This is a genomic window from Falsiroseomonas sp. (assembly GCF_030695085.1).
Taxonomy (GTDB): domain Bacteria; phylum Pseudomonadota; class Alphaproteobacteria; order Acetobacterales; family Acetobacteraceae; genus Falsiroseomonas.
On sequence record NZ_JAUYTS010000001.1, the window covers coordinates 1 to 12,407 of the forward strand.

At 70.5% G+C, this 12,407-nt stretch carries 8 protein-coding genes; 4 read left to right on the top strand and 4 right to left on the bottom strand.

Annotated features, from left to right (window positions below; all coding sequences use genetic code 11):
* Both Q8S40_RS00005 and Q8S40_RS00010 read right to left on the bottom strand, forming a co-directional pair.
* Positions 1-207: dTDP-4-dehydrorhamnose 3,5-epimerase family protein (locus Q8S40_RS00005; protein WP_304812297.1), on the bottom strand; the 207-nt coding region annotated here is incomplete at its 3' end.
* A gap of 189 nt (positions 208-396) precedes the next feature.
* Positions 397-1,668: a glycosyltransferase family 4 protein gene (locus tag Q8S40_RS00010; RefSeq protein ID WP_305668781.1), complete on the bottom strand. Its 1,272-nt coding sequence runs from the start codon at positions 1,666-1,668 to the stop codon at positions 397-399.
* A 162-nt stretch (positions 1,669-1,830) separates the two neighbouring features.
* Here Q8S40_RS00010 and araD point away from each other — a divergent pair, with 162 nt between their 5' ends.
* Positions 1,831-3,579, top strand: a complete 1,749-nt coding sequence (gene araD, locus Q8S40_RS00015; RefSeq protein WP_305668782.1) for an L-arabinonate dehydratase — start codon at positions 1,831-1,833, stop codon at positions 3,577-3,579.
* Positions 3,580-3,597: 18 nt separating this feature from the next.
* On the opposite strand, the gene Q8S40_RS00020 is transcribed toward araD, so the two are convergent.
* Together Q8S40_RS00020 and Q8S40_RS00025 are read right to left on the bottom strand one after the other, a co-directional pair.
* The gene (locus tag Q8S40_RS00020; protein ID WP_305668783.1) at positions 3,598-4,770 is read right to left on the bottom strand and encodes a glycosyl hydrolase family 8; all 1,173 of its coding nucleotides are present in this window, start codon (positions 4,768-4,770) and stop codon (positions 3,598-3,600) included.
* A 103-nt stretch (positions 4,771-4,873) separates the two neighbouring features.
* Entirely contained in the window at positions 4,874-6,280 is a 1,407-nt protein-coding gene (locus Q8S40_RS00025; RefSeq protein WP_305668784.1) for a response regulator, read from the bottom strand.
* 231 nt (positions 6,281-6,511) lie between these two features.
* Between Q8S40_RS00025 and Q8S40_RS00030 the strand changes: the two genes are divergently transcribed.
* The 3 genes from Q8S40_RS00030 to Q8S40_RS00040 all read left to right on the top strand — a co-directional run bounded on the left by Q8S40_RS00030 (position 6,512) and on the right by Q8S40_RS00040 (position 12,407).
* Positions 6,512-7,291: a response regulator transcription factor gene (locus Q8S40_RS00030; RefSeq protein ID WP_304812287.1), complete on the top strand. Its 780-nt coding sequence runs from the start codon at positions 6,512-6,514 to the stop codon at positions 7,289-7,291.
* 334 nt (positions 7,292-7,625) lie between these two features.
* Entirely contained in the window at positions 7,626-10,970 is a 3,345-nt protein-coding gene (gene treS, locus Q8S40_RS00035) for a maltose alpha-D-glucosyltransferase (RefSeq protein ID WP_305668785.1), read from the top strand.
* Between the two features lie 33 nt (positions 10,971-11,003).
* Positions 11,004-12,407, top strand: coding sequence for an FAD binding domain-containing protein (locus Q8S40_RS00040; protein WP_305668786.1), 1,404 nt, complete (start codon positions 11,004-11,006; stop codon positions 12,405-12,407).

Here is a 12,407-nt window from a genome sequence, read left to right on the forward strand (position 1 = left end):
GACCGACAGGGACTGGTTGTCCTGCACGAACTCATCCGGAATGCCGATCGCCGCAAAGTCTCGCCGCGAATAGGTCTCGACAAAGGCACCGCGCGCATCGGCAAAGCGCCGTACCGACACCAGCAGCGGGCCCGCGATGTCCAGGCTGCGCGCCGTGACATTCCCCGACCGGAGTTCACCCGCTTTTGGTCCGGCTTCCTCCGGCATTCCACTCCAGCTCCCTGCGCCAGCGGGTATCAGCGGTTGTCACAAGTCCGAAACGTCAGCGCGATCATGTTCCAAAAATGAGAAATTTGGAGCATCTGCATCGGCGATTCACTTAACGAGAGACGATCCACTTCTAATACAAACGCGCTCGCGCGGGAAGGTCGCGCGTGAAGTGTGGCGCAACTTCGCCTACCCCATTTCCGCCTCCGGCTCCCCGCCCGCCGCCAGCTTCTCCACCATGTCGAGCTGCCGCGGCAGGCAATGGGTCCGCAGGTCGTAGCGGGCGATGATGTCGGCGCGGCCCTGCGCGGCCAGGCCGGCATGGTGTTCGGGCGCCGCCAGCACCTGCAGCACCGTCTGCGCCAGCCGCTCCGGCTCGAAGAAAGGCACCAGCAGGCCGTTGCGGCCATGCTGCACAACCTCCGTCACCGGCGGGGTGTCGGAGCCGATCACCAGGGCGCCGCAGGCCATGGCCTCCAGCATCGACCAGGACAGAACGAAGGGGTAGGTCAGGTAGACATGCGCCCGCGTCACGCGGAACAGGTCGTGCAGCGCATCATGGGCCACGCGCCCGGTGAAGTGGATGCGGCTGAGGTCCAGCCGATCCCCGATCTCGGCCAGCAGCTTCGCCTTCCAGTTCTCCGCGCCTTCGGGCTTGCGGCCGTAGGAGATTTCGTTGCCGCCGACGATCACGGTGTGCAGCCCGGGCCGTTCGCGTTGCAGCCGGGGCAGGGCGCGCAGGAAGCTGGGGAAGCCGCGATAGGGTTCCAGGTTGCGCGCGACGTAGGAGATCACCTCATCCCCACGGCGGAATTCGCGGCCTTCCGGGGTGCGGAACACCGCCGCCGGGTTGGGTGCGCAGCGTTCGGTATCCACCCCCTCATGCAGGCAGGAGATGCGACGCCGCGCCCAGTCCGGGTAGCGCGACCATTGCCAGCGGGTCGGGCTGATGCCCCAGTCGGCGGATTGCAGGGAGATGAGCTGCGTCGCGTTCAGCGCCCGGATGCGCGCGGCATCATCGAGTCCCACCGGCTGCGCCGGGTCGAAGCCGAGGTCCTGGCCGATCGAATTGTAGTAGAATTCCCAGTAGTACAGCGTGCGCGCCTGGGGGAAGACGTCCTTCAGGAACAGCCCCTCGCCCCAGCCGGGGTGGCAGACGATGATATCCGGCCGCAGCCCCTGGTCGCGCAGCTGCACCAGCTTGTTCGCCAGGTGCTGGCCGCGGCGCGTGGCCGCTTCCAGGGGACGCAGGTAGCGATGCGTCTGCTCCCCGGCGCCCTTCGGCGCGCCATAGGCGATGTATTGCACCCCCGGCGCGCTGTAGCCCGGCTTTTCCCCCACGCCCCAGACCTGCACCCCCGGCCGTTGGGCCAGTGCGGGGGCGAGGTGGGCGTATTGGCCGGGGAAGTTCTGGTGGATGAACATCGCCTTCAGCGGGCGGCGCGGCAGCAGCAGGGCCATCATCTCTCCAGCAGGCCGGGGGCGCGAAACTGTGGGGTGGGGGCGGCCCGGTCAAGCCGGTCCGCTTGCGGTTCGGACCCCGTTCGCCGGGCGACGGGCTGTTCGGGCCCCGGCGTGAGTGGCAAATTGGCCGCCATCGCGATCGCAGGGGAAGAAACGGCCATGGCCGCTGAAAATAAGGGTGGGGCGCGCAAGCGGCCGGAGGATCTGCGGAGCCATCGCTGGTTCGGTGTGGACGATCTGCGCGCCTTCGGCCACCGGTCCCGCATGCTGCAGATGGGTTTTTCGGAAGCCGATTTCCGCGGCAAGCCGGTGATCGGCATCATCAACACCTGGTCCGAACTCAGCCCCTGCCATTTCCACTTCCGCACCAGGGCGGAGGAGGTGAAGCGCGGCGTCTGGCAGGCCGGCGGCTTCCCGGTGGAGCTGCCGGCGCATCCGGTGACCGAGCAGTACATGAAGCCGACCAGCATGCTGTATCGCAACATGCTGGCAATGGAGACGGAGGAACTGGCCCGCAGCCAGCCCTGCGACGGGCTGGTGCTGCTCGGCGGCTGCGACAAGACGCCGCCGGGGCTGGTGATGGGCGCGCTTTCCGCCGGGCTGCCCTTCATCTTCGTCCCGGCCGGGCCGATGAACAGCGGAAGCTGGCGCGGCAAGACCCTCGGCTCCGGCTCCGATGCCTGGAAATACCATGCGGAATTGCGCGCCGGCACCATCACGCCCGCGCAGTGGAAGGACATGGAGGGTGGCATGGCCCGGTCCTTCGGAACCTGCATGACCGCCGGCACGGCAGCCACCATGATGCTGGCGGTGGAGGCCATGGGCCTGACCCTGCCGGGCGCGTCCTCGATTCCCGCCGCCGATAGCGCGCATCCCCGCATGGCGACCGAATCCGGCAAGCGGATCGTCGACATGGTCTGGGGTGACGAGACGCCCGCAAAACTGCTCAGCCAGGGCAGCATCGACAATGCGGTGGCCGCCACCATGGCCTTTGGCGGGTCCACCAACGCCATCATCCACATCATCGCCATGGCGCGCCGCGCCGGGCTGGAGCTGGACCTCGAACGGTTCGATGCGATCAGCCGCCGGGTGCCGCTGATCGCCAATCTGCGCCCCAACGGCGACACCTGGCTGATGGCGGATTTCTTCTTCGCAGGTGGCAGCCGCGCCTTCCTCAACCGGCTCAGCCCGCATCTGGACCTGTCCGCAAAGACGGTCTCCGGCGCCACGCTGGGGGAGGATATCGGCGATGCGGATGTGTTCAACGACGACATCATCCGCCCTCTGGACAATCCCCTGCAGGCCGAAGGCGGCCTGGCCGTGCTGAAGGGCTCGCTCGCCCCGCGCGGCGCCGTCATCAAGACCAGCGCGGCCGATCCGCGGCTGCTGAGCCATACCGGCCCGGCGGTGGTGTTCGAGAATTACGCCGACCTGAAGAAGCGCCTGGATGACCCCGACCTCGACGTCACGGCGGACAGCGTGCTGGTGATGAAGTCGGGCGGCCCGCAGGGCGGCCCCGGCATGCCGGAATGGGGCATGATGCCGATCCCGCAGAAACTGCTGAAGCAGGGGGTGCGGGATATGGTGCGGCTGTCCGACAGCCGCATGTCCGGCACCAGCTACGGCACCTGCGTGCTGCATGTGGCGCCCGAGAGCCATGTCGGCGGGCCGCTCGCCCTGGTGCAGGATGGCGACCTGATCCGCCTTGACGTGCCGAACCGCAAGCTCGACCTGCTGGTGGACGAGGCCGAGATGGTGCGCCGCCAGGCCGCCTGGGTGCCGCCCACCCGCCGTTATGCGCGCGGCTGGACCTCGATGTACCTGGACCAGGTGACCCAGGCGGATGAGGGCTGCGACCTGCGGTTCCTGGAGGCGGGGGCCGCGACGCCGGAGCCGGACATCTACTGAGCCTCACACCCGTTAGCCCTACGCCGGGCCATGGGCGTGCGCCGTGAGCACCATGCGCGGGTTCTCCCGCAAGGCGAGGCGGGACAGCAGGGACAGCGCGGCGGAGTAGTAGTCCCGCGCGCTGTCCACGCCGGGCAGCGGCCGGGTTATGGCGCGGCCCATACGGCTCGCGGTGGTGACATCCGCCACCGCCTCGATCCCCGACGGTGCGCCGTAGGGCGACAGCTGGCCGCTGCGGAGATCCGCCCAGGCCGGCCGGCTGGCGATCCATGGGTCGTTCCAGAACTGCGCCGCGGCACGCAGGCACGGCTCCGTGGTCAGCCCGGCCCAGGCCAGGTGCAGCGGCACCCGCACCGCGTCGAAGGAAAAGCGCGCCGGCCAACCCTGCGCCGGCTGCATGCTGCCGGCGGCGCGGCCGCGGCCAATCTCCACCCAGTCCGGCGGCAGGCTCCAGCGGCCGTAGCGCATGCCGCGCATCATCTGCAGCCCGTCATCCATCAGCCGGCCCCAGGCGCGGTCCGGCGCCGCGCGGCTCAGCGCGGCCAGCGCCGGGAAGGCGTAGTAGGAGGGGTTCACCACCACGCGGTCGGCGTGCAGGAAGCCGAAGGCGCCGGGCAGCAGCACGGTGCGGCCCTCCACCTCCAGCACCAGCTTCTGCAGGATGGTCTGCGCCATGCGCTGGCCATCGCGGCGCCAGGCCGGCTCCAGCCAGCGATCGGCGGCGCGCAGTAGCGCCCAGGCGATATACAGGTCGCCATCGGTCGCGTTGTTGGCATCCGCCACCGGGTTCGGCGATTGTGGCCGGAAGCGCCAGGCATACAGGCCATCGGCGCGGCGCAGATGGGTGCGCGCCCAATGATAGGCGCGCTCGAAGGCCGGCCGGTCGTCGAAGGCCTCGGCGAACAGCATGGCATAGCCCTGGCCCTCGCTGTGGGAGATGCCGCCATTGCCGTTATCAACCACCCGGCCTTCCGGCGTCATGAAGCGGTCGCGGAAGGCGCGCCACTGGGCGGCCGGGTCGTCCCGCGTGCTGATCTCCGCGTTGGGCGCCCAGGATTCGCCGCAGGCGGGGGTCAGTACCAGCGCGGCGGTGGCAGCCGCCAGCAGGGTGCGGCGGGCCAGCGGCGTCAATTCCAGCCGCGTCTCCTCGGCTTCGGCGGCATCCGGAAGCATCTGCGATTCGGCGAGCATCGGGTGATCTCCAGTCAAGGCTGCGGCTGGCCGGTCCGGGTTCCGGAAGGAACCAGACCGGGTGGCGTGCATGAGGCGGTGCGGTGGGAAGGGCGGGCGGCGCTCAGCTGCTGCGGATCAGCAGCCGGGCGCGCAGGCAGCCCTCGGGCAGGGTCCAGACATCCAGCCGCCCGCCCTGCAGCGCCACCAGGCGCCGGGCGATGGCGATCGGCAGGCGGCATTCCGCCGGCGATTGCGGCGCTGGCGGCGTGGCGGACGCGGTGGCGGGCTGGCCCGGATCGGCCGGGCGGATCACCAGGTCGAGCCGGGCCTGGCCGGCGCCGGCATCGATCGACAGCTCGGCCGCCCCGGCGGCCGGGCGTGCGCCCACGGCAACCCAGGCGAGCAGTGCCATCGCCCGTACCAGGCGGGTGGTATCGAGCTGGAAGGCAGGGTCGGCATCCGGCTGGAGGATGATGCGCCGGCCGCAGCGCAGCCCGAGCGCCGACAGCCGGACCGCGACGGCACCGAGCAGCCCATGGGCCGAGATCGGCGCCGGCTGCGGCACGGCGGTGCCGGCCTCCAGCGCCGCGATGTCCATAAGGTCATCCAGCAGGGCGAGCAGCCGGCGCGGTTCCCCGGCGCTGGCATCCACCCGCGGTGCCGCGCGCAGCAGGTCGCCCAGCGGGCCGCGCAGATCCTGGGCGATGGTCTCCAGCCCATTGCCGGCGGCATCCAGGCGCTGCGCCAGGGTGTGCAGCAGGGCTTCCGCCGCGTGGGTCGGGTTCAGCGGCGGCTCGGCCGTGCGCTGCGGGTCGGCCGGGCGCATCCAGGCCGGGTTGCAGGTGCGGGCGGGGTTGGCTGCCTCGGTCCGGGGATGCTCTGTGGCAGGCATTCCGGTCGGCGAGATCTGCCGCAGTCCGGCCGGGGCGGTGGGGCGCCAGGCCACCGGGGTGAACAGCGTGCCGGTTGGGCGGGTGGGTGGCCAGGGCGCGGCCGGCACCGCGCCGCCGCCAGCACCCGAAGCCACGCCCGAACCCGCCACCGCGCCGCGGCGCAGCGTGGCGCGGGCCAGCGCATCCTGCACCATCTGCGCCAGGTCGGCCCCGCGCATCGGCTTCTCCAGCACCCCGAAGGCGCCGAGCCGGGAGGCCGCGATCCCCTGGGCGGCGGAGGCATAGCCGGTGACCAGCACCACCTCCAGCGCCTCGGCCTCGGCCCGGCCGCGCAGCGCGGCCTCGGCCAGGGCGAGGCCATCCATCACCGGCATGCGGATGTCGCTGACCAGGGTGGCGATGTCGCGCCGGCCGCGCAGCACGCCGAGCGCCGCCTCGGCGGAGCCTGCGGCCAGCACGTTCAGGCCGCGCCGGCCGAGCATGGCGGAGAGTTCCTCCAGCACCGCGGCCTCGTCATCCACCACCAGCACGCCGAAGCGGCCGGCGGGGTCGGCGAAGCTCTGCTGGCGGCGGTCGAGGCGCAGCGCCTTGGCCGGGTTGGTGTGGGCGCTGCCAAGGCCGATCGGCATGTTCATGGGTGGCGGCTCCGTCTTGGAGGGTAGGACGGTGGCCGGTGGACCGGTCCGCCCCGTGAAGGCGGAGGAATGAATGGAAGGTTAACGCGTCGCCGTGTTGTCGCGTTTAGTGGTAAGAAATCTCTCTGTTGCTGAGACGGACGCTCGACGTCGAGGCGCGTCCTCGGGTAGACCGGCATGTCGGGGAACGTCTTCATTTTCGGAAGCAGGCCCCGGTCCGGGAGACAAAGCATGACGTCGCGGACGATTGCCGCCCGCCCGGGGGCTGCTTTGGCAGAGCGGGACGCGCGGGATGAGGAAGCCGCCCTGCCGGGCCAGGCGCCGATGCCGCTGGTGCTGCTGGCGGATGACGAGCGCGAGCTGACCGACGAGATGGCGGCCTATCTCGCCCGCTATGGGCTGCGGACCGTGGTGGCCAATTCCTTCGCCGCCGCGCTTGCCATCGTCGAGACGCATCGGCTGGACGCCATCATCCTCGACCAGCGCCTGGGGCCGGTCGACACGCTGCCGCATCTGCCGGAATTGCGGGCGCGAACCGATGCGCCGATCCTGATCGTCACCGGCAACCGGGAGGAGACGGACCGCGTGCTGGGGCTGGAACTCGGCGCCGATGATTTCCTGGTGAAGCCGGTCTCCGGCCGCGAATTGGTGGCGCGGCTGCGGGCCCGCATCCGCCGCCCCGGCAAGCTGGCCGCCGCCGCGCCGCCGCGGCGCGACCGCTGGCGGCTGCAGGCCGTGGAACGCCGGGTGATGCGGCCGGATGGCAGCCTGCTGGACCTGACGGGGGCGGAGTTCGACCTGCTCGCCGCCCTGGCCGCCAGCCCCGGGGAGGTGCAGACGCGGGAGGCGCTGACCCAGCAGGTGTTCCGGCGCGCCTGGCGGCCCGGCGACCGGGCGGTGGACAATGCGGTGCTGCATCTGCGCCAGAAGCTGGCCCCCGACCTGGGTGAGCGATGCATCATCACGATTCGCCAGGTGGGCTACGTTTTCATCGGATTTCCGTATTCCTGAGACAGACCTGGAAAAAGCGGCCGCACCTTAGGTCCCCTCGAAGGTCGCCGGACTGTCTCGAATATGGCGACGAAGCACGACAATTCGCCCGGCCTGGCTACCGGGCCCGGCATGGTCGCGTTGAATTCCGGCGCTTCCGGCTTGCCCGCGGCGCGCGCAGCGGCGACACACAGGAAGCGGCCCTGCCAAAGCGGCAGGATGGGCGCCGCGGCCGTGCGAGTCCCGACGGAGCTTCCCCCAATGGAGCTTCAAGGGGGTGCGGGGCCGGATCGACGCCAGGGGCGGAACGGCGTGGCTTGCCTCGCGTTTCCGTTCCTTGACCAAGGGGACCAGCATGGCGGACGGACGCAGCGGCGCGAAGGATCAGGCCAAGGGGACGGTGAAGGACCCGGCCGGGCGGCATCAGGCGGAACGGCCGCACGCGGATCGGGATCTCCAGTGGTGGCGGGATTCCGTCATCTATCAGCTCCACCCGAAATCCTTCATGGATGGCAATGATGACGGCATCGGCGACTTCGCCGGGCTGATCGCGCGGCTGGACCATGTGGCCGGCCTTGGCGCGGATGCGATCTGGCTGCTGCCCTTCTACCCGTCCCCCCGCCGCGACGATGGCTACGACATCGCCGAATACACCGATGTGCATGCCGATTACGGCAAGCTGGCCGATTTCCGGCGCCTGGTGCGGGAGGCGCATAACCGCGGGCTGAAGGTGATCACGGAGCTGGTCATCAACCACACCAGCGACGAGCACCCCTGGTTCCAGCGCGCCCGCCACGCCCCGCCCGGGTCCTGGCAGCGGGATTTCTACGTCTGGTCGGATGACCCGAACCGCTACGACGGCACCCGGATCATCTTCATCGACACCGAGAAATCGAACTGGGCCTGGGACCCGGTGGCCAAGTCGCATTACTGGCACCGATTCTACAGCCACCAGCCCGACCTGAACTTCGACAACCCCCGCGTGCTGGAAGCCGTGCTGCGCGTCATGCGCTTCTGGCTCGACATGGGGGTGGATGGGCTGCGCCTGGATGCGGTGCCCTATCTGGTGGAACGCGACGGCACCAACAACGAGAACCTGCCCGAGACCCACGCCATCCTGAAGCGCATCCGCGCGGCGCTGGAGGACCGCTATCCGAACCGCATGCTGCTGGCAGAAGCCAACCAGTGGCCGGAGGATGTGCAGGAATACTTCGGCGACGGCGACGAATGCCACATGTGCTTCCACTTCCCGCTGATGCCACGCATGTACATGTCCGTGGCGCAGGAAGACCGCTTCCCGATCACCGACATCCTGCGCCAGACGCCGGAAATCCCGGATGGCTGCCAATGGGCCGTGTTCCTGCGCAACCACGACGAGCTGACGCTCGAGATGGTGACCGATTCGGAGCGTGACACGCTGTGGTCAATCTATGCGGCCGACCGGCGCGCGCGCATCAACCTCGGCATCCGGCGCCGCCTGTCGCCTCTGATGGAGAATGACCGGCGGCGGATCGAGCTGATGAACGGGCTGCTGCTGTCCATGCCGGGCACGCCTGTCATCTATTACGGCGACGAGATCGGCATGGGGGACAATGTGTTCCTGCGCGACCGCGACGGCGTGCGCACGCCGATGCAATGGTCGCCGGACCGCAATGGCGGCTTCTCCCGCGCGGATCCCGCGGCGCTGGTGCTGCCGACCATCCAGGACCCGATGTATGGCTACCAGACGCTGAATGTGGAGACCCAGGCGCGGGACAGCCACAGCCTGCTGAACTGGACGCGCCGCATGCTGGCGGTGCGCCGCCGCTCGCGCGCCTTCGGCCGCGGCACCATGCGCCTGCTGTATCCGGGCAATCGCAAGGTGCTCGCCTATCTTCGTGAGCATGAGGGCGATGTCGTCCTCTGCGTCTTCAACCTGTCCCGCGCCGCGCAGGCGGTGGAGCTGGACCTGTCCAGCCTGCATGGCCGCGTGCCGGTGGAGATGCTGGGTGGCACGCCGTTTCCGCCGGTAGGCTCCGGCGCCTATCCGCTGACCCTGCCGCCCTATGCCTTCATGTGGTTCCTGCTGGCCGAACACGCCCAGCTGCCGCCCTGGCACAGCCCCGCGCCGGATCCGCTGCCGGAGCTTCGCACCCTAGTGGCGCCGGCCGACATGAAGGCTGGCGGTGCGCAGACGCTGCTGGATGAGGCAAGGCGCGTGCTGGAGCGGGAAGTGCTGCCGGAATGGCTGCGCCGCCGCCGCTGGTTCGGCCAGAAGGACCAGGCCTCGGCCGGGCATCCGCGCTTTGCCTATGCGGTGCCGTTCCACACCAACCCGCTGATGATCCTGGCCGAGATCGAGACGCCGGACGGCACGCGCTGGTCGCTGCCGCTGGCCCGCGTGCCGGTGGAGGAGGAAGGCCTGCCGGCCGGCCAACTCGCCATGGCCCGCCTGCGCCAGGGTCCGCGCGTCGGCCTGCTGACGGACGGCATGGCGGTGGATGGCTTCGTCCGCGCCATGCTCGCCGCCTGCCGCAAGGGCAGCACGATGGATACGCCGCAGGGCAAGCTGCACTTCACGGCCACCGAGACGCTGCGCGAGATGGCGCTGCCGGAACTGCCCGATGTGCGGCGCCTCGGCGTCGAGCAATCCAACTCCACCGTGATCATCGGGGAGGCGGTGGTCCTCAAGCTGTTCCGCCGCGTGCTGCCGGGCCGCCATCCGGAAGCCGAGATGGCGCGCCATCTCACCAACTCCTGCTATCCCGGTACGCCGGCGCTGCTGGGCGAAGTGGTGCGCGTCGGCGCGGATGGCGTGCCGCACACGCTGATGGTGCTGCAGGCCTTCTGCCGCAACCAGGGCGATGCCTGGGGCTGGACGCTGGATTGGCTGGCCCGCACCGTGGACGATGCCGCGTTGACGGAAGCCGAGCCCGAGGACCCTTTGGCCGGCTACCTGCCGCTCGCCGAGGCCATCGGTAGGCGTCTGGCCCAGCTGCACCTGGCGCTCGCGCGGCCGTCGGACGACCCGGACTTCACCCCGGAAACCGCCGATGCCGCGATGGTGGATGAGTGGGTCGCGCAGACCGAGACCATGCTCGCCCGCGCCCTTGAGCAGATCGCCCGGCCGGGGCTGGTGGGCGAGTCCGCCCTGCTGGCCACCTGGCTGCTGCGGCACAAGGACGCGCTGCTGGCCGCGCTGCGCGCTAACAAGCCCGACCCGGCGCGGATGGCCGCCACCCGCATCCATGGCGATTTCCACCTCGGCCAGGTGCTGGTCGCGCCCGGCGATGCGGTGATCCTGGATTTCGAGGGCGAGCCGGCGCGGACGCTGGACGCCAGGCGGGCCAAGTACAGCCCGTTGCGCGACGTGGCCGGCCTGCTCCGCAGCATGGACTACGCCGCCGCGGTGGCCGCCGCGACCGAGGAATCGGCCACAGCGACCGCGGCGCCGACACTCCGCCGCGCCGCGCTGATCGCGCGCTGGCGGGAGGCGGCGGAGGCGGCCTTCCTCGCCGCCTACAATACGAGCTGGGAGGCGGAGGCCGGCCCGGTGCCGCCGGGCGCGACCCAGGCGCTCGATCTGTTCCTGGTGGAAAAGGCCGCCTACGAGGTGGGCTACGAGATCGCCAACCGCCCGGCCTGGCTGCCGGTGCCGCTGCGTGGCCTGGTAACCATCGCCGCCCGCCTGCTCGGGGAGACCGCGCCGCTAAGCGAGTAGGCGGCAGGCCCGGTTCTTGCCTAGGATCGGGCCATGATCGCCACGGCCATTGGTTTCCAGCTGAACGGGCGGCAGGTCAGCCTGCCGCCTGGAACCTCTCCCACCCTGTCGCTGCTCGACTGGCTACGCGGCCCGGCTGCGCTGCCAGGCACCAAGGAAGGCTGCGCGGAGGGTGATTGCGGCGCCTGCACCGTGGTGCTCGAGGCCGCGGATGGCGCGCGCATACCGGTCAATGCCTGCCTCACCCTGCTCGGCCAGCTGCATGGCCAGGCGATCCGCACGGTGGAGGGCCTGCGCGGGCCGGATGGCGGCCCGCACCCGATCCAGCGCGCCATGGCCGAAAGCGATGGCACGCAATGCGGCTTCTGCACGCCCGGCATCGTCATGACCGCCTGGGCACATGCGCGGGAGGGGGGCGAGGTGCATGAGGCGCTGGCCGGGAATCTTTGCCGTTGCACCGGCTACCGGCCGATCCTGGAGGTTTTCGCGACCCTTGCCGACGATGCTTCGCCCGCGCCGGTGCTCCCCGCGCCGGAGGCTGCGTGCTTCGAGGCGCCGGGCCAGCTGTTCCATCGTCCCGTCACGCTGCCGGCGCTGCTGGCGCTGCGCGCGGCGCATCCCGGGGCTTGGCTGTTGGCCGGCGGCACCGATCTCGGCCTGCGCGTGTCCGATCATCGGGAACGGCCGGCGGAGGTGATCTGCCTGCTTGGCGTGCCGGATTTGCACAGCTTGCGGGCGGCGCCCGAAGCCATCGAGGCCGGCGCGGCCGTGTCCTATGCAAGGCTGCTGGCGCTGTTCCGGCAGGAAGCGGGCTTCGCGCCCTTCGCCGCGCTGCTGGCCCGGCTGGGGTCGCGGCAGATCCGCGGGCTCGGCACGCTGGGCGGCAATCTCGGCACGGCATCCCCGATCGGCGATGCGCTGCCGCCGCTGCTGGCGCTGGGGGCTTCGGTGACCGTGGCCTCCGTGCGCGGCCAGCGCGTTTTGCCGGTCGCGGCCTTCCTGAAGGGCTACCGGATGAACGACCTGGCGGCGGATGAGGTGGTGGTCTCCGTCACCCTGCCGCGCCCGGACCCGGACGACATCTTCGTCTGTGAGAAGATCAGCAAGCGGCACGACCAGGATATCGCGACCGTCGGCGCCGCCTTCCGGCTGCGGATGAAGGGTGAGGTCGTGGCGGAAGCCTGGCTCGCCTTCGGCGGTGTCGGTCCGATGGCGGCGCGTGCGCCACGCGCGGAAGCGGCGCTGGTGGGGCGGCGGCTGGATGCTGGGGCGGTGGCGGCCGCGGCGGAGGCGCTGGCGGAGGATATCGCGCCGCTGTCCGACTGGCGCGGCACGGCGGCGTACCGGCTGATGGTGGCGCAGGGGCTGCTGCAGCGGCTGCATATCCGGGCGTCGCAACCCGGTGCGGTGCTCGATGTGGCGAGCTACGCGCCATGA